Below are 22,576 nucleotides of genomic sequence, written 5' to 3'. Positions count from 1 at the left end.
ATCCGTCCTCCCCGTACCCGTCTTCATCCCTGTGGGCCCGCCATCCGAGTGAACGCGGAGGGGCGCGGCGATGCCGTCCTCCCCCCGGCCTCCGGCGCGGCTAGAAAGAGCGCACCACCACCCGCACCCCCGTACCCCCGTCAGGTGATGCTGTGAATCCGCTCATGGGACGCATTCCCGTACTGGACGTCCGCCCGCTGGTCGACTGTGGCCGGCGCCCCGCGAAGGCGGTGGCCGGCGAGACCTTCGAGGTGTCGGCGACCGTCTTCCGCGAGGGCCACGACGCGGTCGCCGCCAATGTCGTACTGACCGGCCCGACCGGTCGGCCGGGGCCGTGGACCCCGATGCGCGAGCTCGCCGAGGGCTCCGACCGCTGGGGTGCCGAGGTCACCCCGGACTCCGAGGGCCTGTGGACGTTCACCGTCGAGGCCTGGAGCGACCCGCTGGCGACCTGGCGTCACGCGGCGAAGATCAAGATCCCGGCCGGGATCGACTCCGAACTCGTCCTGGCCGAGGGCGCGGAGCTGCACGAGCGGGCCGCCAAGGGCGTCCCGAAGAAGGACGGCGGGCGGGAGGCGGTGCTCGCGGCGGCGGACGCGCTGCGCGACGCCTCCACGCCGGCGGCGGCCCGGCTCGCGGCGGCGCTGGCGCCGCGGGTGACGGAGACGCTCGACCGGTATCCGCTGCGCGAACTGGTCTCCGCCTCCCCGGCGTTCCCGCTCCGGGTGGAGCGCGAGCGGGCGCTGTACGGCTCCTGGTACGAGTTCTTCCCGCGCTCGGAGGGCGTGCGGAAGGTCAAGGGCCGTACCGTGCCGGGGAACTTCCGGACCGCCGCCGAACGGCTCCCGGCCATCGCGGCGATGGGCTTCGACGTGGTCTATCTGCCGCCGATCCACCCGATCGGCGAGACCCACCGCAAGGGCCCCAACAACGCCCTGTCGGCGGCGCCGAACGACGTCGGCGTGCCGTGGGCGATCGGTTCGCCGGAGGGCGGGCACGACGCGGTCCACCCCGACCTGGGCACGATCGAGGACTTCGACGCCTTCGTGGCCCGGGCCCGCGAACTGCGCCTGGAGATCGCGCTGGACTTCGCCCTCCAGTGCTCGCCGGACCACCCGTGGGTGGAGAAGCACCCGGAGTGGTTCCACCACCGGGCGGACGGTTCGATCGCGTACGCGGAGAACCCGCCGAAGAAGTACCAGGACATCTACCCGATCGCGTTCGACCAGGACATGGACGGGATCGTCGCGGAGACGGTCCGGGTGCTGCGGCACTGGATGGACCACGGGGTGCGGATCTTCCGCGTCGACAACCCGCACACGAAGCCGGTGGTGTTCTGGGAGCGGGTGATCGGGGAGATCAACGCGAAGGACCCGGACGTGATCTTCCTGGCGGAGGCGTTCACCCGGCCGGCGATGATGCGGACGCTGGGCGCGATCGGCTTCCAGCAGTCCTACACGTACTTCACCTGGCGGAACACCAAGGACGAGCTGACCGAGTACCTGACCGAGCTGTCCGGGGACGTGGCCGCGCAGATGCGGCCCAACTTCTTCGTGAACACCCCGGACATCCTGCACGCCTACCTCCAGGAGGGCGGCCGTCCGGCCTTCGAGGCGCGGGCAGTGCTGGCGGCGACGCTCTCGCCGACCTGGGGGATCTACGCCGGGTACGAGCTGTGCGAGAACACCCCGCTGCGTCCGGGCAGCGAGGAGTACCTGGACTCGGAGAAGTACCAACTCCGGCCGCGCGACTGGGAGTCGGCGGAGCGCGCGGGCGCGACGATCACTCCGCTCATCACCACGCTGAACCGGATCCGGCGCCGCCACCCGGCGCTCCGGCGACTGCGGAACCTGACCTTCCACACGACGGACAACGCGCAGGTGATCGCGTACTCCAAGAAGTCGGGTTCGAACACCGTTCTGGTGGTCGTCAACCTCGACCCGCACCACACCCAGGAGACGACGGTCTCGTTGAACATGCCGGAACTCGGCCTCGGCTGGCACGAGACCGTACCGGTGCGCGACGAGCTCACCGGCACCACCTATCACTGGGGCAGGAACGCCTACGTGCGCCTGGAACCGGGCGTCGCGCCCGCGCACGTGCTCGTCCTGCGACCGTCCCCGCAGACCGGAGGGTCACCCACCTCATGACTGTCAACGATCCCGTCCCCGACACCTTCGAGGACACCCCCGCCAAGGACCGCGACCCCGAGTGGTTCAAGCGGGCCGTCTTCTACGAGGTCCTCGTCCGGTCCTTCCAGGACAGCAACGGCGACGGCGTCGGCGACCTGAAGGGCATCACGTCCCGGCTGGACTACCTCCAGTGGCTGGGCGTGGACTGCCTGTGGCTGCCGCCGTTCTTCAAGTCCCCGCTGCGCGACGGCGGCTACGACGTCGCCGACTACACCTCGGTCCTCCCCGAGTTCGGCGACCTCGCCGACTTCGTGGAGTTCGTGGACGCGGCGCACCAGCGCGGGATGCGCGTGATCATCGACTTCGTCATGAACCACACGAGCGACCAGCACCCGTGGTTCCAGGAGTCGCGGCGCGACCCGGACGGCCCGTACGGCGACTACTACGTCTGGGCCGACGACGACAAGCAGTACCCGGACGCCCGGATCATCTTCGTCGACACGGAGACCTCCAACTGGACCTTCGACCCGGTCCGCAAGCAGTACTACTGGCACCGCTTCTTCTCGCACCAGCCGGACCTCAACTACGAGAACCCGGCGGTGCGGGAGGAGATCCTGTCGGCGCTGAAGTTCTGGCTGGACCTGGGGATCGACGGCTTTCGGCTGGACGCGGTGCCGTACCTGTACCAGCAGGAGGGCACCAACTGCGAGAACCTGCCGGCCACCCACGCCTTCCTGAAGGAGGTCCGGAAGGAGATCGACGACCACTACCCGGACACGGTGCTGCTCGCCGAGGCGAACCAGTGGCCCGAGGACGTGGTCGACTACTTCGGCGACTTCCGCTCCGGCGGCGACGAGTGCCACATGGCCTTCCACTTCCCGGTCATGCCTCGGATCTTCATGGCCGTGCGGCGCGAGTCCCGCTACCCGGTCTCGGAGATCCTGGCGAAGACGCCGGAGATCCCCTCCGGCTGCCAGTGGGGCATCTTCCTCCGCAACCACGACGAGCTCACCCTCGAGATGGTCACGGACGAGGAGCGGGACTACATGTACGCCGAGTACGCCAAGGACCCGCGGATGCGGGCCAACATCGGCATCCGGCGGCGGCTCGCCCCGCTCCTCGACAACGACCGCAAGCAGATGGAGCTGTTCACCGCGCTGCTCTTCTCGCTGCCGGGATCGCCGGTGCTGTACTACGGCGACGAGATCGGCATGGGCGACAACATCTGGCTGGGCGACCGGGACGGGGTGCGGACCCCGATGCAGTGGACCCCGGACCGGAACGCTGGCTTCTCCTCCTGCGACCCGGGCCGACTCTATCTGCCGACCATCATGGACCCGGTGCACGGCTACCAGGTGACCAACGTGGAGGCGGGCATGGCCTCGCCGTCCTCGCTGCTGCACTGGACGAAGCGGATGATCGAGATCCGCAAGCAGAACCGGGCCTTCGGGACGGGCACGTACACCGAACTCCCGGCGTCCAACCCGTCGGTGCTCGCCTTCCTCCGCGAGACCGCTCCAGAGGAGGGAGAGGACGCCGATCTCGTGCTCTGCGTCAACAACTTCTCGCGGTTCGCACAGCCGACCGAACTGGACCTGCGGCGCTTCGCCGGAATGCGGCCGGTGGAGCTGATCGGCGGGGTCGCCTTCCCCGCGATCGGCGAGCTGCCGTACCTGCTGACGCTGGCCGGCCACGGCTTCTACTGGTTCCGCATGCAACGGAGTTGACAACGCGTCAGCTCGACACGCACCGGGGTGGGGCGGTTTCCGCCGTCCCACTCTGGGAACGGTGTCCCACACACGAACCATCCCCATCCGGGTCCATCCATATGGATCTTCCCTTTCCGACACGTCCCGCACATCCGGACAGCCCCAGCCGCCATCCGGGACAATCTGCGCATTTGAACGCCTACGACAGCCAACTGCGCGCCCCGGGGAAAGGACGCGATGCCATGCCGGAGACCGCATCCACCACCCGGGCCCCGGACGCCCTCCTTCCGTCCCTCACGCCCCTGCTCCGCGAATGGCTGCCCCGGCAGCGCTGGTTCGCGGGCAAGGGCCGCCGGGTCACCGGATTCACGCTGGACGCGGCCACCGAGCTGCTGCCCCTGGACGGCGCCGGGCCCGGACTCCTCCACCTCCTGCTGCGGGTGGAACAGCCAGGCCGCCCGGCCGGCGAACCCGCCGACTGCTACCAGGTCCTGCTCGGCGTGCGGTCCCAGCTGCCGCCGCGCCTCGCCCCCGCCCTCATCGGCCGGATCCGGCAGGGACCGCTGGCCGGCCGCGCCGTCTACGAGGGGCTGCGCGATCCGCGCCTCGCCGGGCTGCTGTACGAGCGGCTGCGCACCCCCGGCCGCACCGGACCGCTCCGCTTCCACGCCACCCGCCCCCTGCCGGGGGCGCTCGCCCCCCGGGTCCTCGACGCCGAACAGTCCAACTCCTCGCTCGTCTTCGGCGACGCGTACATCCTGAAGATCTTCCGCCGGGTCAGCCCCGGCGCCAACCCGGACCTGGAACTGCCGCTCGCCCTCGACCGGGCCGGCTGCGCCCGGGTCCCGGCCCCGGTGGCCTGGTTCGAGTCGGGGGCGTCGACGCTGGGCGTGCTCCAGCCGTACCTGCGGGACTCCCGTGACGGCTGGCGGCTCGCCCTCGACGCCCTAGCGGCGGGGCGGGAGTTCGCCTCCGAGGCGCGGGCGCTCGGCCGGGCCACCGCCGAGGTCCACCTCGCCCTCGCCGAGGCGCTGCCCACCCAGCGGCTGCCGCGCGCCGAGACCGAGGGCCTGGCGGCCGCGATGGACCGGCGGCTGCACGCGGCCGCCCAGGCCGTCCCCGCGCTCCTGCCGTACGTCCCCGGCCTGCGGGCCGTCTTCGCGGCGGCCGGCGACGCGGAGGGCGCGGGCACGGTCCAGCGGATCCACGGCGACCTGCACCTCGGGCAGACCCTGCGCGGCTCCGACGGCGCCTGGGCCGTCATCGACTTCGAGGGCGAGCCGGCGAAGCCGCTCGACGAGCGGTGCCGCCCGCAGCCGACCGTCCGGGACGTCGCCGGCATGCTCCGTTCCTTCGACTACGCGGCCCGCACCCACCGGCCGTGGAACGCCGACTGGGCGGCCCGCTGCCGGGCCGCGTACTGCACCGGCTACGCCGAGGTCGCCGGCGCGGACCCCCGCGCCGATCCCGCGCTGCTGCGGGCCTACGAGACCGACAAGGCGGTGTACGAGGTCGTCTACGAGGCCCGGCACCGCCCCGACTGGCTCCCCGTGCCGATGTCCGCCATCCACCGCCTCGCCACCACCCGGTGAGCGGGTGGCACCGGGCGGGCGAGATGGCCCGTTCGGCGGAGTGTCCTGGCACCCGGCGAGGGAGTTGCCTATTTCATACACTTTTCGACGTTTCAGGAGGCTACCGGTGACCGCCAAGACGCCCCGCACGGCGCCCCCGATCGACCCCGGCGAGCGCGCGCGGCTGCTCGCCGGGGAGCACCACGATCCCCACGCGCTGCTCGGCGCCCACCCGGTGAAGGGCGGCGTCGTCCTCCGGGCGCTGCGGCCCTGGGCCCGGTCGGTCACGGCCGTCCTGCCGAAGGGGCGGACGGTCGAGCTGCGCGACGAGGGCGACGGCCTGTTCTCGACGCTGCTGCCGCGGCTCCGGAAGGTCCCGGCGTACGAGCTGCGCGTGCGGTACGGGGACGGGCCCGAGCTCGTCGTCCAGGATCCGTACCGGCACCTGCCCTCGCTCGGCGAGCTGGACCTGCACCTGATCGGCGAGGGCCGACACGAGGAGCTGTGGACGGCGCTCGGCTCCCGGGTGATGACCCACGGCGGGGTGTCCGGCACCCGTTTCGCCGTCTGGGCGCCGAACGCCCGGGGCGTCCGCGTCACCGGCGACTTCGTGCACTGGGACGGCACCGGCCTGCCGATGCGCTCGCTCGGCTCGACCGGCGTGTGGGAGCTGTTCGTGCCCGGCATCGGGGAGGGGGCGGTCTACAAGTACGACATCACCCGCCCCGACGGCTCGCACACCGTGCGGGCCGACCCGATGGCGCGGCGCACCGAGTGCCCGCCGGACACCGCCTCGATCGTCACCGCGTCGCACTACGAGTGGAGCGACCAGGAGTGGATGGCGCGGCGTGGCGCCCGGCCGCCGCACGAGGCGCCGATCTCCGTCTACGAGCTGCATCTGCCGTCCTGGCGGCCCGGCCTGACCTATCGCGAGCTGGCCGGGGAACTGCCCGCGTACGTCCGTGAACTCGGTTTCACGCACGTGGAGTTCATGCCGGTCACCGAGCACCCCTTCGGCGGCTCCTGGGGCTACCAGGTCACCGGTTTCTACGCGCCGACCGCCCGGCTCGGCACTCCGGACGACTTCAAGTACCTGGTGGACGCGCTGCACCGGGCCGGCATCGGGGTGCTGATGGACTGGGTGCCGGCCCACTTCCCCAAGGACGACTGGGCGCTGGCCGAGTTCGACGGGCGACCGCTGTACGAGCACGCGGACCCGCGCCGCTCGCACCACCCGGACTGGGGCACCCTGGAGTTCGACTACGGCCGCAAGGAGGTGCGGAACTTCCTCGTCGCCAACGCGGTCTACTGGTGCCAGGAGTTCCACGTCGACGGCCTGCGGGTGGACGCGGTGGCGTCGATGCTCTACCTCGACTACTCGCGCGAGTACGGCGAGTGGCTGCCGAACGAGCACGGCGGCCGGGAGAACCTGGACGCGGTCGCCTTCCTGCAGGAGATGAACGCCACCGTCTACCGCCGCTGCCCCGGCATCGTGACCTTCGCCGAGGAGTCGACGGCCTGGGACGGGGTGACCCGGGCGACGGACCTGGTCGGCCCGGGCGGCTTCGGCGGGCTCGGCTTCGGCATGAAGTGGAACATGGGCTGGATGCACGACTCGCTCCAGTACATGGAGAAGGAGCCGGTGCACCGCAAGTACCACCACCACGAGATGACCTTCTCGATGGTGTACGCGTACAGCGAGAACTACATCCTGCCGATCTCGCACGACGAAGTGGTGCACGGCAAGCGGGCGCTGGTGTCCAAGATGCCCGGCGACTGGTGGCAGCGGCGCGCCAACCACCGCGCCTACCTGGGCTTCATGTGGGCCCACCCGGGCAAGCAACTCCTCTTCATGGGGCAGGAGTTCGCGCAGGGTTCGGAGTGGTCGGCGGACCACGGGCCGGAGTGGTGGCTGCTCGACCCGGAGTACGGCGCCGAGGCCGACCACCGGGGCGTGAAGGACCTGGTGCGGGACCTGAACCGGGTCTACACGGCGACGCCGTCGCTGTGGGAGCGGGACACCGTGCCGGAGGGCTTCGAGTGGGTGGTCGGGGACGCGGCCGACGACAACGTCCTCGCCTTCCTCCGCTACGACGCCTTCGGCTCGCCGCTGCTCGCCGTCTGCAACTTCTCCCCCGTGGTCCGGCACGACTACCGGCTCGGGGTGCCGGACTCCTTCGCCGCGTGGGGCGAGGTGCTGAACACGGACGCCTCCCGGTACGGCGGTTCGGACGTGGTCGGCACCGACCCGGTGAAGACCGAGTCGGTGCCCTGGCACGGGCGGGCGGCGAGCGTCCGGATGACGCTGCCGCCGCTCGCGACGGTCTGGCTCAGGCCCGCCTGACGATCCCGAGCCGCTGGGTGGCCCGGGTCAGCGCCACGTACAGGTCGTTCGTGCCGTGCGCGGCGCCGGCCCGGATGCCCTCCGGGTCGACGACGAGGACCGTGTCGAACTCGAGGCCCTTCGCCTGGCGGGGGTCGAGGAGGACCACCGGCCGGGTGAGGTCGGGCTTCGGCCCGTGGGAGGCGTCGGGAAGGGCCGCGGCCAGGCCGGGCAGCAGCTCCGGCGGGGCGATCACGGCGATCCGGCCCTCGCCGCCGAGTTCGGCGGCGACCGCGTCGGCGGTCTCCTTCACCGGGTCCTCGACGGTGCGGTCCCACGGCTCGACGCCGGTGGAGCGGACCGAGCCGGGCGGCTCGAAGGCGGGGTCGTCCGCCCGGCGCACGGCGGCGGCGACCGCCATGATCTCGGCGGGCGTGCGGTAGTTGACCCCGAGCCGCACGTGCTGCCAGCGGTCCTGCACGTACGGGGCGAGGATCGCGTCCCACGCGCCGACGCCGGCCGGGTCGCCGGTCTGGGCGGGGTCCCCGACCAGGGTCATCGAGCGGGTGGGGCTGCGGCGCATCAGCAGCCGCCACTGCATCGCGGACAGCTCCTGCGCCTCGTCGACGATGATGTGGCCGAAGGCCCAGGTGCGGTCGGCGGCGGCCCGCTCGGCGGCGGTGCGGTGGTCGGCCTCCTCGTGCCGCTCGGCGAACCGCTCGGCGTCGATGATGTCGTGCGCGGACAGCACCTCGGAGGCGTCCTCGTCGAGCTCCTCCTTGTCCTCGAACTCGTAGGTGCGGGAGGCGAAGGAGACGTCGAGGACGCCCTGCGCGTACTGCACCTGCCGCTGCCGTTCGGCCTCCTGCGCGGCCCGCTCGGCGGAGTCGTCGCGGCCGAGCAGCTCGGCGGCCTCGTCGAGGAGCGGTACGTCGCCCGGGGTCCAGGCGCCGCCGTCGCGGCGGATCGCCGCCGCGTCCTCCTCGGGGAGGTGGGTGGGCTCGGCGAGGTAGTCGGCGAGGAAGTCCTCGGGGGTGAGGTCCGGCCAGAGGGTGTCGATCGCGGCGTGCACGTCGGGGTTGGCGGCGATGCCCTTGGCGAGCAGGGCGATGTCGTCCGGGCCGAGGAAGTTGGGGCCGCCGTACGGGTCGGCGCCGATCCGGTCGGCGAGCTGCGCGGCGAGCGCGTCGAGGATCCGGAAGGCGAAGTAGGGGCGGGCGAGGTTGTGCGGGAGGGCGGTCTCGCGGGCCTTGTGGCGGGCCTCCAGGGCCATGTCCCAGTCGATGACCAGGTCGCCGTCCTCGTGCGGGACCACGAGCGGGGCGCCGCGCTCGGGGACCTGCTGCCGGTCGCGCACGGCCTCCGCCAGGGCGGCGGCCATCCGGGCGTCGCCCTTCACGGCGGCGGCGCGGGGGGTGTCCGTGGCGGTGGCGTGGACGCCCGGGTACAGCTCGCCGGGGGTGGAGAGCAGGACGCCGGTCTCGCCGAGCGAGGGCAGCACGTTCCCGATGTAGCCGAGGAAGGCCGGGTTGGGGCCCACGATGAGGACGGCCCGCTTGGCGAGCTGCTCGCGGTGGGCGTAGAGCAGGTACGCGGCGCGGTGCAGGGCGACCGCGGTCTTGCCGGTGCCCGGACCGCCCTCGACGACCAGGACGCCGGCGTGCGGGGAGCGGATGATGGCGTCCTGCTCGGCCTGGATGGTCTGCACGATGTCGTGCATGCGGCCGGTGCGGGCCGCGTCGAGCGCGGCGAGCAGCACCTCGTCGGCGTCCCGGCCCTCGTGGCCGGAGCGGGTGCGGTCGGCGAGGTCGAGGACCTCGTCGTGGAGGGAGACGACCTCCCGGCCCTTGGTGGTGATGTGCCGGCGGCGGGTGAGGCCCATCGGCTCGTGGCCGGTGGCGAGGTAGAAGGGGCGGGCGATGTCGGCCCGCCAGTCGACGACGAGCGGGGTCCGCTGCGGGTCGTCCTCGCGCAGGCCGATGCGCCCGATGTGGTGGTCGCGCCCGTCCCGGAAGACGAGCCGGCCGAAGCAGAGCCCGGTCTCGCCGGCGTTGAAGGCGGCGAGCAGTCCGGACTGCTCGGCCACCATGATGTCCCGCTCCAGGCGCGACTGCGCGCTCCCGGTCCCGGGCGTCCTGAGCGCCTCGCCGACGGCGGCCTCGGCCCGGTCCCTCAGGTCGTCGAGCCGCGCGTAGAGCGAGGTGATGAATTTCTGCTCTTCCCGAATTGGCTCGGTTGACAATTCGACTCCCAGCGCGATACAGTGCCTTTAGTGAAATGCTCCATTAATTCCTCACGAGATTCTCGTGAGTGAGCACACGGAATTCACTAATATAGGCGCCGCACCACCCCGACTGTCAATTCAGCCGGGGTTTTTTCGTGTGCCGGGCGGGAGCGGCGCCGGGGTGCGGGATCAGCCGGCCGCTCTGAGGAGCGGGACGATCTCCGCCTCCTCGTACGCGAAGTGCGTCTCCAGTTCCGTCCGCAGCCGGTCGAACTCGGGGCGCAGCTGGTCCGGACCGGTCTCGTCGACCCGGGCGAGCAGCTCCCGCAGGCCGTCGAGCGCGCGGGAGACGGTGGCGTGTTCGGCCTGGAGCCGCTCGAAGACCCCCGCCCGGTCGGGGAACTCCCGGGCCAGGTACGGGAAGAGCCCCGCGTCCTCGCCGCCGTGGTGGTGGGCGAGGCCGGCGCAGAAGGTGAGGCAGTGCCGGCGGAGCTCCACCGTGAGGTCGGTGGCGCCCGGCGCGGCGAGGCCGTCGGCGAGGGCGGCGAGTTCGCCGCGCAGCCAGTCGTGGATCTTCACCAGCTCGTCGGCGAGGGCGTCGAGCCGGTTCGGCGGGGTGTAGTCGGAGACGGGGTTCCGGTGGAGGACGACGACGGGCAGGACCCGGTCGGTGGCCTTCTGGTAGTCGGCGTAGCCGGGGGCGACGGCGACGACCTTCGCGAAGAGCTCGTCCCGTTCGGCGCCGGTGGCGGCGACCGCGGTGGCCTGCCAGGTGTCCGCGCCCAGCTCCACGGTCACCGTGGGGTGGACGAGGACGTTGCGGTACCAGTCCGGATGGCGGTCGGAGCCGCCGGCCGAGCCGACCACGAGGAGGCGGTCGCCGTCCTCGACGAAGCCGAGCGGAGTGGTGTGTTCTTTTCCGGACCTGGCGCCGGTGGTGGTGAGGAGAAGGAGCACCCATCCCTCGAAGGGGCCGCCGAGTCGACCGGCGTTGGTGCGGAATTCTTCGATGACGCTGACGTTGAAGTCGAGAGGCAACTGCCGTCCCTACTGCCCTCTTGCCTCCATGTCTCCGCTTTCGAGCGCGGACCGACACGCGACGTGAGTGGGCCCATTCTGACGCGGAGGCCCTTGACGGTGTCAAGGGCCTTTCGCACGGGGCGGGTTCCTCCCGGTGCCCGGATCCGGCTCAAGGCCCGGGTCCCGGGAGGAGGTTCGGGGCGGTCAGACGCCGGCGCGGGCGCGCTCCTCGCCCTGGTCACGCTGGTCGGGTACGGCGGCCGGGTCCTCGCCGGCGTGGTCGGCGTGGCCGGCGTGGTCGTCGGCGAAGCTCTTCTCGTCGAAGGGGAACTTCCCCGCCAGGACCTCCGTCACCCGCGTCCGGTCGATCTCCTTCGTCCAGGTGCCGACGAGGACGGTGGCGACGGCGTTGCCGGCGAAGTTGGTCAGGGCCCGGGCCTCGCTCATGAAGCGGTCGATGCCGACGATCAGGCCGACGCCGTCGACCAGGTCGGGGCGGTGCGACTGGAGGCCGCCGGCGAGGGTGGCGAGACCGGCGCCGGTGACGCCGGCGGCACCCTTCGAGGCGATGATCATGAAGACGAGGAGGGAGATCTGCTCGGCGATCGAGAGCGGGTCGCCCATCGCCTCGGCGACGAAGAGCGAGGCCATCGTGAGGTAGATGGCGGTGCCGTCGAGGTTGAAGGAGTAGCCGGTGGGGACGGTGATGCCGACGACCGGCTTGGAGACGCCCAGGTGCTCCATCTTCGCGATCAGACGCGGCAGCGCGGACTCGGACGAGGAGGTCGAGAGGATCAGCAGGAACTCGCGGCCCAGGTACTTCAGGAGCGACAGGATGTTGATCCCGGCGACCAGCCGGAGCAGCGCGCCGAGGACGACGAAGACGAAGAGCGCGCAGGTCACGTAGAAGCCGACCATGATGACGGCGAGCGACTTCAGCGCGTCGAGGCCGGTCGCGCCGACGACGGCGGCGATGGCGCCGAAGGCGCCGACCGGGGCCGCCCACATGATCATGGCAAGGATCCGGAAGACGAGCCGCTGGATGTGACCGATCCCGCGCAGCACCGGCTCGCCGGCCGGGCCCATCGCCTGGAGCGCGAAGCCCGCGAGGAGGGCGACGAGCAGGGTCTGGAGGACCTCGCCGCCGGTGAAGGCGGAGACCAGGGTCGTCGGGATGATCCCGAGCAGGAAGTCGGCGGTGCCCTCGCTCGCGCCCTCCGCCTGCTTGGCGCCGGCCTCGGCCAGCTCCTTGGTGAGGTGCAGGCCGGAACCGGGCTCCAGGAGGTTGCCGACGACGAGGCCGATCGCGAGTGCGACGGTCGACATCACCATGAAGTAGCCGAGCGCGAGGCCGCCGACGGCACCCACCTTGGCGGCCTTGCGGACCGAGCCGACGCCCAGCACGATCGTGCAGAAGATGATCGGCGAGATCATCATCTTGATCAGGTTCACGAAGCCGGTGCCCAGCGGCTTCAGCTCCACGGCCACGCCCGGGGCGAGGAAACCGACGCCGACGCCGAGCAGGACGGCGCCGATCACGGCCAGATACAGATAGTGGGTACGGTCCCGGCGAGCGGCCACGGGGTCCTCCTCGTGCTGATGGGTGTCCACGTCCCGGTGGACTCCGCGACTATCCATCAGCCTGTGACCCGGGTCACCGTTGCGTGCGTTTCGTTCACGGCCGAACCGTGGGGCCCCGCTTCGGGTGGAGAACGATTCGGGAACGCAATGCCCCGGAGCAAATCCCGGCGTGCACACTTGCCGCATGCGCCTCCCGCACTTCCGCCCCCTCCCCCTGCCGCGGCCCCGCAGCTTGGCCGGCCAGCTCTTCGCGATGCAGGTCGTGCTGATGGCCGCGGTCGTGGCCGGCTGCGCGGTCTTCGCGTACGTCACGGACCGGGCGCAGGCCGAGGAGACCGCGCGCCGGCAGTCCACGGCGACCGCGACGGCGGTCGCCGGCTCGCCGTCCGTGGTGGCGGCGGTCCGCACCGCCGACCCGTCCGCCGCGCTCCAGCCGTACACGGAGGAGCTGCGCCGGCGGGCGGACGTGGCCTTCGTGGTGATCATGGCGCCGGACGGGACGCGGTGGACACACCCGGAGCCCGACCGGATCGGCCGCCACTACCTCGGGCACATCGAGCCGGCGCTGCGCGGCGAGACCTACTCGGAGACGTACCCGGGGACGCTCGGCCCGTCGGTGCGGACGATCACCCCGGTGCTCTCCGGCGGCCGGGTCGTCGCCCTGGTCAGCGCGGGCATCACCATCGAGCGGATCAGCGCGCAGGTACGGGAGCAGGTGGCCGCGCTGCTCGGGATGGCGGGCGCGGCGCTCGCGCTCGGCGGCGCCGGCACGTACGTGATCAACGCGCGGCTGCGGCGGCACACCCACGGGATGAACGCCGCCGAGCTGAGCCGGATGCACGACTACCACGAGGCCGCGCTGCACGCCGTCCGGGAGGGCCTGGTGATGCTCGACGGACGGCGCAGGATCGCACTGATCAACGACGGGGCGCGCGAGCTGCTCGGCCTGGACGAGGGGGTGGTCGGCCGGCCGGCGGCCGAGCTGGGGCTCCCGGCGCCGCTCACCGGGGCGCTGCTCTCCTCCGAGCCCCGGGTGGACGAGACCCATCTGACCGACGACCGGGTCCTCGTCGTCAACACCCGCCCGGTGGTGGGCGGGGAGCGGCGCGGCACCGTGGTGACGCTCCGCGACCGCACCGAACTCCAGGCCCTGTCAGGTGAGTTGGACTCCCAGCGGGGTTTCACCGAGGCGCTGCGCTCGCAGGCACACGAGGCGGCGAACCGGCTCCACACGGTGGTGTCGCTGATCGAACTCGGACGGGTGGCCGAGGCGGTGGAGTTCGCGACGGCCGAGCTGGAGCTGGCGCAGGCGCTCACCGACCGGGTGGTGGACGCGGTCGGCGAGCCGGTCCTCGCGGCGCTGCTGCTGGGCAAGGCGGCGCAGGCCAACGAGCGGGGCGTGGAGCTGGTCCTCACCGAGGACAGCCGGATCGACGACGGGCTGCTCCCGCCGGCGCTCGGGCCGCGGGACCTCGTCACCGTGCTGGGCAATCTCGTGGACAACGCGGTGGAGGCGGCGGGCGGCACCCCGCACGCGCGCGTGACGGTCACGGTGGCCGCCCGCTCCGGCGACGGCGAGCTGCTGCTCCGGGTCGGCGACAGCGGGCCCGGCGTCCGCCCCGCCGACCGGGACGCGGTGCTCGGCCGCGGCTGGTCGACCCGGGGCCCGGGCCGCGGGCTCGGCCTGGCGCTGGTCCGGCAGGCCGTCGTCCGCGCGGCCGGCACGCTCACCGTGGACGAGGCGCCGGAGGGCGGCGCCCGCTTCACGGTGCGCGTCCCGCTCCCCCGCACCCCCGCCGGAGGCGACGCGTGAGCGGGCCGCAGGAGATCCGGGTGCTCGTGGTCGAGGACGATCCGGTCGCCGCCGACGCGCACGCGCTGTACGCGGGCCGGGTGGAGGGCTTCCGGGTGGTCGGGGTGGCGCACTCGCGGGCGGCGGCGGTGCGGCTGCTCGACCGGATGCCCGTCGACCTGATCCTGCTCGACCTCTACCTGCCGGACGGCTACGGGCTCGCCCTGCTGCGGGCGCTGCGGGCCGCCGGGCACGGGGCGGACGTCATCGCGGTGACCTCGGCGCGCGATCTGGCCGTGGTGCGCGAGGGGGTCTCCCTCGGGGTGGTCCAGTACGTGCTCAAGCCCTTCGCCTTCGCCACCCTGCGGGACCGGCTGACCCGGTACGCCGAGTTCCGGGGCGCGGCCGGCGAGGCGTCCGGGCAGGACGAGGTCGACCGGGCGCTCGCGGCGCTGCGCGCCCCGCGGCCGGCGACCCTGCCGAAGGGGCTGAGCGGTCCGACCCTGGAGTCGGTCACCCGCTCGCTGCGCGAGGCGCCGGCCGGGCTGACCGCCGCGGAGGCGGGCGCGGCGGTGGGCATCTCGCGGATCACCGCCCGCCGCTACCTGGAGCACCTGGTCACCGAGGGCCGCGCGGTCCGCGCGCCCCAGTACGGCCAGATCGGCCGCCCGGAACTCCAGTACCGCTGGCGCGCCGACACCCGCTGACCGGGACGCCCGGCCCCGGGACCGCCCCTCCTCCGGCGCCTTGCCCCCTCCCGGAGCGACCGGGGCGGCGCGCACCCTCCGGGCTCCGCCGGCGCGGAACCCGTACCCCGCCCAGAGCCTCGGGCCCGGAGCCCGCACCCCTCCTGGAGCCGCCGGCCCGCAGCCCGCACCCGGAGCCCTCGTCGCGAGGCCCGCGCGCCGGGCCGCCGACCTCATCCCGCTCACCGGACGTCACCGTCCGATTACCGGCCGGTTCCCACCTTCCTCCAGGCTGTGGCCTCAGATGAACGCACCGTAGCCATCGGTCGCCCCGCGTGCCTACCGTGGCGTGGTGCACCATCCCTCTCCTCCCTTCGACGCCCCGGCCGCGCGCCGCCTGCGTCAGGGGCTCGGCATGGCACCGGGCCATGTCGCGTACGGCCTGCGCGCCCAGTACGGCCTCTTCGTCACGCCCGACACCGTCGCCGCCTGGGAGCGCGGCACCCTCACGCCGAGCGAACAGGAGCTGACCGCGCTCGCGGGCGTCCTGTGGTGCTCGCCCGCCGATCTGATCGCCGTCGCCTCCACCCTGCGGGAGCACCGGGTGGCCCGCGGGCTCTCCGTGGAGGACCTCGCCCGGCAGGTGGGCGTCGCCGCGCACGCGTACCGCCGGATGGAGGACGAGGGCAGCTGGAAGGGCACCGAGCGGCAGACGGCCGCGCTCGCCCAGGTGCTCGGCCTCGGCCCGCGGGCGCTGATCACGGCCACCGGCGGCGACGGCCGCCTCGCGGAGCTGCTGCGGGACGCGGCGACGACCCGCTGGCAGGCGTACGTGAAACCGGCCGTCCGGATGCTGCCGCTGCCCCGGCGGGTGCTGGAGCCCGCGCTCGCGCGGCTGCACGCCGAGTACCACGCCCACATGGCGGCGACGTCCAGCTGGGGCGCCTCCGGGGCGACCGGCGACGAGGGCCGGGCCTATCTGGAGGCGATCACCGACCACTTCTGGGCGGCGGTGGGGCACTAGGCCGTCTCTTCCGGCTCATGCCGGGCTCGCGACGCCTGGCACGCACCCTCGCCGCGTTGTGGTCGGTCGCCGACTCCCCCGGCCACCAGCTGGGAGGTGCCCCCACCGCGTCGACTCCCTCCTCCGCCTTGCGAGCGCACGCACCCGACGCCGCTCCCCGATCCGGCCCGGTCTGAAAGAAACGACCTTGGCCCCGGGAAACGGAGGACGGAGGTCCCGCCCTGCGGGACCTCCGTCGCTGCGTGTCCGGCACGGTCAGAAGACCGACTCGGCCTCGCGGATCCGGTCCGCCGGGACCGTCTTCAGCTGGGTGATGGCCTCGGCCAGCGGCACCATCTTCACGTCGGTGCCGCGCAGCGCGGTCATGTTGCCGAAGTCGCCGCGGTGCACGGCCTCCACCGCGTGCCAGCCGAAGCGGGTGGCGAGGACGCGGTCGTACGCCGTCGGGGTGCCGCCGCGCTGGACGTGGCCGAGGATGACCGGGCGGGCCTCCTTGCCGAGCCGCCGCTCCAGCTCGTAGGCGAGGGCGGTGCCGATGCCCTGGAAGCGCTCGTGGCCGAACTGGTCGATCTCGCCCTTGCCGTAGTCCATCGTGCCGTCGGCCGGGTGGGCGCCCTCGGCGACGCAGATGACCGCGAACTTCTTGCCGCGGGAGAAGCGCTCCTCGACCATCTTGACCAGGTCGGCCGGGTCGAAGGGGCGCTCGGGGAGGCAGATGCCGTGGGCGCCGCCGGCCATGCCGGACTCCAGCGCGATCCAGCCGGCGTGGCGGCCCATCACCTCGACGACCATCACCCGCTGGTGGGACTCGGCGGTGGTCTTCAGCCGGTCCATCGCCTCGGTGGCGACGCCGACGGCGGTGTCGAAGCCGAAGGTGCGGTCGGTCGACGAGATGTCGTTGTCGATCGTCTTGGGGACGCCGACGACCGGCACGCCCGCGTCGGAGAGCATCCGGGCGGCGGTCAGCGTGCCCTCGCCGCCGATCGGGATGAGCGCGTCGAAGCCGCTCTTCTCGACCAGCGCCTTGGCGTTGTCGCAGGCGGCGGCGAAGCGGTCGCGCTCCAGGCGGGAGGAGCCGAGGATGGTGCCGCCGCGGGCGAGGATGCCGCTGACGGCGTTGAGGTCGAGGGGGCGGTAGCGGCCGTCGAGGAGTCCGGCGTAACCGTCCTCGAAGCCGATGACCTCGTCCCCGTAGTGGGTCACGGCCCGGTGCACGACCGACCGGATCACTGCGTTCAGGCCGGGGCAGTCGCCGCCTGCGGTGAGGACTCCGATGCGCATCGTGCTGTGTCTCCTGCTCGGTCGCGGTCCGTTCAAGCCGTTCCGATTCTCACACGACCGATCCCTCCGGGGCGCTCCCCGCCGCACCGCGCGTGCCGGGAGCGGGGCCGAACGGGGGCCTTTCGTCCCCCCGGGAGGGCCTTTCGTACAGCGGGCGACCTACCCAGGTGCAGGGGTATTGTCAAGGGGGTAATGCCACCCTGTCGGCTTCTTTTCGAGATCGAAGGTTGACAGGGGCGACGCAGGGCGAGGGCCGGGCCCCGAGGACGGGCCGGGCCCTCACGCAGGACGGCCCTTCCACGGGACGGGCCCCTTCCGCAGGACTGGACAGGAGACCACGGCGTGACGCGCAGCGTGTACGTGACCGGGATCGACCGCGGGGACGGCCGCCAGGTCGTCGAGCTGGGAGTCATGGAGCTCCTCACCCGACAGGTGGACCGGGTGGGGGTGTTCCGCCCCCTGGTGCACGACGGCCCGGACCGTCTCTTCGACCTGCTGCGCGCCCGCTACCGGCTGACCCAGGACCCCGCCACGGTCTACGGCATGGACTACCACGAGGCGTCCGCCCTCCAGGCCGAACAGGGCACCGACGAACTGGTCTCCCGGCTGGTCGACCGCTTCCACGCGGTCGCCCGCGACTACGAGGTCGTCCTCGTCCTCGGCACCGACTTCGCCGCCACCCAGCTCCCCGACGAGCTGGCCCTCAACGCCCGCCTGGCGAACGAGTTCGGCGCCTCCGTCATCCCCGTCGTCGGCGGCAAGGGCCAGCCCTCCGAGTCGGTGCGCGCCGAGGCCCGCAACGCCTTCCGGGCCTACGACGGCCTCGGCTGCGACGTCCTCGCGATGGTCGTCAACCGGGTGGCGGCCGAGGACCGCGAGACCATCGCCGAGCGGCTGACCGCCCGGCTCCCGGTGCCCTGCTACGTCCTCCCGGACGAGCCGGCGCTCGCCGCCCCCACCGTCGCCCAGATCACCCACGCGCTCGGCGCGACCGTCGTCCTCGGCGACGACGCCGGGCTCGCCCGCGACGCCCTGGACTTCGTCTTCGGCGGCGCGATGCTGCCGAACTTCCTCAACGCGCTGACCCCCGGCTGCCTGGTCGTCACCCCCGGGGACCGCGCCGACCTGGTCGTGGGGGCGCTCGCCGCCCACTCTGCCGGTACGCCCCCGATCGCCGGCGTCCTGCTCACCCTGGACGAGCGGCCCACCGACGCGATCCTCACCCTGGCCGCCCGGCTCGCCCCCGGCACCCCGGTGATCTCCGTCGCCGGCAACAGCTTCCCCACCGCCGCCGAACTCTTCGCCCTGGAGGGCAAGCTCAACGCGGCCACCCCGCGCAAGGCGGAGACCGCGCTCGGCCTCTTCGAACGGCACGTGGACACCGCCGACCTGCTCAAGCGGATCTCGGTGGCGCCCAGCGGCCGGGTCACCCCGATGATGTTCGAGCACGAGCTGCTGGAGCAGGCCCGGGCCGACCGGCGCCGGGTGGTGCTGCCCGAGGGCACCGAGGAGCGGGTGCTGCGCGCCGCCGACGTGCTGCTGCGCCGCGACGTCTGCGACCTCACCCTGCTCGGCGACGTCGAGGCCATCCGCAAGAAGGCCGCCGACCTGAGCGTGGACCTGCGGGACACCCAGCTGATCGACCCGCAGACCTCCGAGCTGCGGGACGACTTCGCCGCGAAGTACGCCGCGCTCCGCGCCCACAAGGGCGTCACGGTGGAGCTGGCGTACGACGTCGTCTCGGACGTCAACTACTTCGGCACCCTGATGGTCCAGGAGGGCCTGGCCGACGGCATGGTCTCCGGCGCGGTCCACTCCACCGCGGCGACCATCCGCCCGGCCTTCGAGATCATCAAGACCAAGCCGGACGCCTCGATCGTCTCCTCGGTCTTCTTCATGTGCCTGGCCGACAAGGTGCTGGTGTACGGCGACTGCGCGGTCAACCCGGACCCGGACGCGGAGCAGCTCGCGGACATCGCCGTGCAGTCGGCGGCCACCGCGGCCCGCTTCGGCGTCGACCCGCGGATCGCGATGCTCTCGTACTCCACCGGCACCTCCGGGTCCGGCGCCGACGTCGACAAGGTCCGCGAGGCCACCAAGCTGGTCCGCGAGACGCACCCGGCGCTGCGGATCGAGGGCCCGATCCAGTACGACGCGGCCGTGGAGCCCTCCGTGGCGGCCACCAAGCTGCCCGGCTCGGAGGTCGCCGGCCAGGCGACGGTGCTGATCTTCCCGGACCTCAACACCGGCAACAACACCTACAAGGCAGTGCAGCGTTCGGCCGGCGCCGTCGCCGTCGGCCCGGTCCTGCAGGGCCTGCGCAAGCCGGTCAACGACCTCTCGCGCGGCGCCCTCGTCAGCGACATCGTCAACACGGTCGCGATCACGGCCATCCAGTCCCAGGTCCCCGCCCCGGCTGAGGAGCTTCCCGCATGACCGGCACCCCCACCCGCGTCCTCGTCCTGAACTCCGGCTCCTCCTCGGTGAAGTACCAGCTCCTCGACATGCGCGACGGCGACCGGCTCGCGCAGGGCCTGGTGGAGCGGATCGGCGAGGAGACCTCCCGGCTCGCCCACACCCCGCTCCTGGGCGGCGCGAAGCGGGAGCGGACCGGGCCGATCCCCGACCACGCGGCGGCGCTGAAGGCGGTCGCCGAGGAGCTGGCGGCGGACGGCCTCGGCCTGGACTCCCCCGAGCTGGCCGCGATCGGCCACCGGGTGGTGCACGGCGGGCTGCGCTTCACCGAGCCGACGGTCATCGACGAGGAGGTGATCGCCGAGATCGAACGCCTCGTGCCGGTGGCGCCGCTGCACAACCCGGCGAACCTGATCGGCATCCGCACGGCCATGGCGCTCCGCCCCGACCTGCCGCAGGTCGCCGTCTTCGACACCGCCTTCCACACCACGATGCCGGAGGCGGCGGCCCGGTACGCGATCGACGTGGAGACCGCCGACGCGCACCGGATCCGCCGCTACGGCTTCCACGGCACCTCGCACGCGTACGTCTCCCGGGCGACGGCGAAGCTGCTCGGCAAGGAGCCCGGGGAGGTGAACGTGATCGTGCTCCACCTCGGCAACGGCGCCTCCGCCTCGGCGGTGCGCGGCGGCCGCTGCGTGGACACCTCGATGGGCCTGACCCCGCTGGAGGGCCTGGTCATGGGCACCCGCTCGGGCGACATCGACCCGGCGGTCACCTTCCACCTCAGGCGGGTGGCGGGCATGTCGACCGACGAGATCGACGTCCTGCTCAACAAGAGGTCCGGGCTCGTCGGACTCTGCGGCGACAACGACATGCGGGAGATCCGCCGCCGGATCGACGAGGGCGACGAGCGGGCCGCGCTCGCCTTCGACGTCTACGTCCACCGGCTGAAGAAGTACATCGGCGCGTACTACGCGGTCCTCGGCCGGGTCGACGCGGTGGCCTTCACCGCGGGCGTGGGCGAGAACGCGGCGCCGGTGCGGGAGGCGGCCATCGCCGGTCTGGAGGAGCTGGGCCTCGCCGTGGACGCCGGTCTCAACGCCGTACGGTCGGACGAGCCGCGGATCATCTCGCCCGAGTACGCCCGGGTCGCGGTGGCCGTGGTGCCGACCGACGAGGAGCTGGAGATCGCCCGTCAGAGCTACGCACTCGTGAGCGGGTAGCCACTCGAAGGAGTGAACGCCTGAGCGGGACCCCGCCCATTTGTACTTTCCGCCAGCCGGAATATTCCGCAGTGAAACAAACCGATAGGATCCGCCTCATGCGCCGTTCCAAAATCGTCTGCACGCTGGGCCCCGCCGTCGACTCGTACGAGCAGCTGAAGGCTCTCATCGAGGCCGGCATGAACGTGGCCCGTTTCAACATGAGCCACGGGACCCAGGCAGAGCACCAGGAGCGGTACGACCGTCTCCGCAAGGCCGCCGCCGACACCGGCCGCGCCGTCGGTGTGCTGGCCGACCTCCAGGGCCCCAAGATCCGGCTGGAGACCTTCGCGGAGGGTCCGGTCGAGCTGGTCCGCGGGGACGAGTTCACCATCACCACCGAGGACGTCCCCGGCGACAAGTCCGTCTGCGGCACCACCTACAAGGGCCTCCCGGGCGACGTCTCCAAGGGCGACCAGGTCCTCATCAACGACGGCAACGTCGAGCTGCGGGTCGTCGAGGTCGACGGGCCCCGGGTCAAGACGGTCGTCATCGAGGGCGGCGTGATCTCCGACCACAAGGGCATCAACCTGCCCGGCGCGGCGGTCAACGTCCCGGCCCTCTCCGAGAAGGACGTCGAGGACCTCCGCTTCGCGCTCCGGATGGGCTGCGACATGGTCGCGCTCTCCTTCGTCCGCGACGCCGCCGACGTCAAGGACGTCCACAAGGTGATGGACGAGGAGGGCCGCCGGGTCCCCGTCATCGCCAAGGTCGAGAAGCCGCAGGCCGTCGAGAACATGGCCGAGGTCGTCGCCGCCTTCGACGCCGTCATGGTCGCCCGCGGCGACCTCGCCGTCGAGTACCCGCTGGAGCGGGTGCCGATGGTGCAGAAGCGGCTCGTCGAGATGTGCCGCCGGAACGCCAAGCCGGTCATCGTCGCCACCCAGATGATGGAGTCGATGATCACCAACTCGCGGCCGACCCGCGCCGAGGCGAGCGACGTCGCCAACGCCATCCTGGACGGTGCCGACGCGGTCATGCTCTCCGCCGAGTCGAGTGTCGGCGCCTACCCGATCGAGACCGTCAAGACGATGTCGAAGATCGTCGCCGCGGCCGAGGAGGAGCTGCTCTCCAAGGGCCTCCAGCCCCTGGTCCCGGGCAAGAAGCCGCGCACCCAGGGCGGCTCGGTCGCCCGCGCGGCCTGCGAGATCGCCGACTTCCTCGGCGGCAAGGCGCTGATCGCCTTCACCCAGTCCGGCGACACGGCCCGCCGCCTCTCCCGCTACCGGACGCAGCAGCCGATCCTCGCCTTCACGACGGACGCGAACACCCGCAACCAGCTCACCCTGAGCTGGGGCGTCGAGTCCTTCCTGGTGCCCTTCGTCGACAACACCGACGCGATGGTCGACCTCGTCGACGCCGAGCTGCTCAAGCTCCAGCGCTACAACGAGGGCGACACCATGATCATCACCGCCGGCTCGCCCCCCGGCGTCCCCGGCACCACCAACATGGTCCGCGTGCACCACCTGGGCGGCGGCGAGCGCGCCTGACGCGCACCCCGCACGGCACCATGGCGAAGCCCCCGTCCGACGGATCGGACGGGGGCTTCGCCC

The 22,576-nt window shown here is 72.5% G+C and carries 14 protein-coding genes; 10 read left to right on the top strand and 4 right to left on the bottom strand.

Annotated features, from left to right (window positions below; genetic code table 11):
* Nucleotides 1-164 precede the first annotated feature (164 nt).
* The 4 genes from ABFY03_RS26120 to glgB all read left to right on the top strand — a co-directional run bounded on the left by ABFY03_RS26120 (nucleotide 165) and on the right by glgB (nucleotide 7,756).
* Complete coding sequence (locus ABFY03_RS26120) at nucleotides 165-2,150, top strand: alpha-1,4-glucan--maltose-1-phosphate maltosyltransferase (protein WP_346170963.1); 1,986 nt, start codon at nucleotides 165-167, stop codon at nucleotides 2,148-2,150.
* Entirely contained in the window at nucleotides 2,147-3,859 is a 1,713-nt protein-coding gene (gene treS, locus ABFY03_RS26115) for a maltose alpha-D-glucosyltransferase (RefSeq protein WP_319009517.1), read from the top strand. The genes ABFY03_RS26120 and treS overlap by 4 nt, the downstream gene beginning before the upstream one ends.
* Nucleotides 3,860-4,083: 224 nt before the next feature.
* A complete protein-coding gene (locus ABFY03_RS26110; protein WP_319009518.1) occupies nucleotides 4,084-5,433 on the top strand; it encodes a maltokinase N-terminal cap-like domain-containing protein in 1,350 nt (449 codons plus the stop codon).
* 106 nt (nucleotides 5,434-5,539) lie between these two features.
* Nucleotides 5,540-7,756 carry a 1,4-alpha-glucan branching enzyme gene (gene glgB, locus ABFY03_RS26105; protein WP_346170962.1) on the top strand — a complete coding sequence of 739 codons (2,217 nt, stop codon included), beginning with the start codon at nucleotides 5,540-5,542 and terminating at the stop codon, nucleotides 7,754-7,756.
* Here the strand turns inward: glgB and ABFY03_RS26100 are convergent.
* The 3 genes from ABFY03_RS26100 to ABFY03_RS26090 form a co-directional block, all read right to left on the bottom strand.
* Nucleotides 7,743-9,977, bottom strand: coding sequence for a HelD family protein (locus tag ABFY03_RS26100; RefSeq protein ID WP_346170961.1), 2,235 nt, complete (start codon nucleotides 9,975-9,977; stop codon nucleotides 7,743-7,745). The genes glgB and ABFY03_RS26100 overlap by 14 nt on opposite strands.
* Before the next feature lie 171 nt (nucleotides 9,978-10,148).
* Nucleotides 10,149-10,997, bottom strand: a complete 849-nt coding sequence (locus tag ABFY03_RS26095) for a nitroreductase/quinone reductase family protein (RefSeq protein ID WP_346170960.1) — start codon at nucleotides 10,995-10,997, stop codon at nucleotides 10,149-10,151.
* A 186-nt stretch (nucleotides 10,998-11,183) separates the two neighbouring features.
* Complete coding sequence (locus ABFY03_RS26090; RefSeq protein ID WP_346170959.1) at nucleotides 11,184-12,590, bottom strand: cation:dicarboxylate symporter family transporter; 1,407 nt, start codon at nucleotides 12,588-12,590, stop codon at nucleotides 11,184-11,186.
* Nucleotides 12,591-12,744: 154 nt separating this feature from the next.
* On the opposite strand from ABFY03_RS26090, the gene ABFY03_RS26085 reads away from it, so the two are divergent.
* The 3 genes from ABFY03_RS26085 (at nucleotide 12,745) to ABFY03_RS26075 (ending at nucleotide 16,062) form a co-directional block, all read left to right on the top strand.
* Nucleotides 12,745-14,373, top strand: coding sequence for a sensor histidine kinase (locus ABFY03_RS26085; protein WP_319009523.1), 1,629 nt, complete (start codon nucleotides 12,745-12,747; stop codon nucleotides 14,371-14,373).
* Nucleotides 14,370-15,059 (top strand): response regulator, encoded by a 690-nt coding sequence (locus ABFY03_RS26080; protein WP_319009524.1) that lies wholly within the window; start codon nucleotides 14,370-14,372, stop codon nucleotides 15,057-15,059. Before ABFY03_RS26085 ends, ABFY03_RS26080 begins: the two co-directional genes overlap by 4 nt.
* A gap of 394 nt (nucleotides 15,060-15,453) precedes the next feature.
* Nucleotides 15,454-16,062, top strand: a complete 609-nt coding sequence (locus ABFY03_RS26075; protein WP_346170958.1) for a helix-turn-helix domain-containing protein — start codon at nucleotides 15,454-15,456, stop codon at nucleotides 16,060-16,062.
* 255 nt (nucleotides 16,063-16,317) lie between these two features.
* Here ABFY03_RS26075 and ABFY03_RS26070 read toward each other — a convergent pair whose 3' ends face one another.
* Nucleotides 16,318-17,343, bottom strand: a complete 1,026-nt coding sequence (locus tag ABFY03_RS26070; RefSeq protein ID WP_319009525.1) for a 6-phosphofructokinase — start codon at nucleotides 17,341-17,343, stop codon at nucleotides 16,318-16,320.
* A 342-nt stretch (nucleotides 17,344-17,685) separates the two neighbouring features.
* Here ABFY03_RS26070 and pta point away from each other — a divergent pair, with 342 nt between their 5' ends.
* From pta to pyk, 3 genes are all read left to right on the top strand, one after another.
* Nucleotides 17,686-19,779 carry a phosphate acetyltransferase gene (pta, locus tag ABFY03_RS26065; RefSeq protein WP_319009526.1) on the top strand — a complete coding sequence of 698 codons (2,094 nt, stop codon included), beginning with the start codon at nucleotides 17,686-17,688 and terminating at the stop codon, nucleotides 19,777-19,779.
* On the top strand, nucleotides 19,776-20,984 hold the full coding sequence (locus ABFY03_RS26060; protein WP_319009527.1) for an acetate kinase: 1,209 nt from the start codon (nucleotides 19,776-19,778) through the stop codon (nucleotides 20,982-20,984). Before pta ends, ABFY03_RS26060 begins: the two co-directional genes overlap by 4 nt.
* A gap of 98 nt (nucleotides 20,985-21,082) precedes the next feature.
* Nucleotides 21,083-22,513 (top strand): pyruvate kinase, encoded by a 1,431-nt coding sequence (gene pyk, locus ABFY03_RS26055; protein ID WP_319009528.1) that lies wholly within the window; start codon nucleotides 21,083-21,085, stop codon nucleotides 22,511-22,513.
* Nucleotides 22,514-22,576: the final 63 nt, after the last annotated feature.

Source organism: Streptomyces roseofulvus (assembly GCF_039534915.1).
Classification (GTDB): Bacteria; Actinomycetota; Actinomycetes; order Streptomycetales; family Streptomycetaceae; genus Streptomyces; species Streptomyces roseofulvus.
This window is presented reverse-complemented; position numbering and strand designations above follow the sequence as displayed.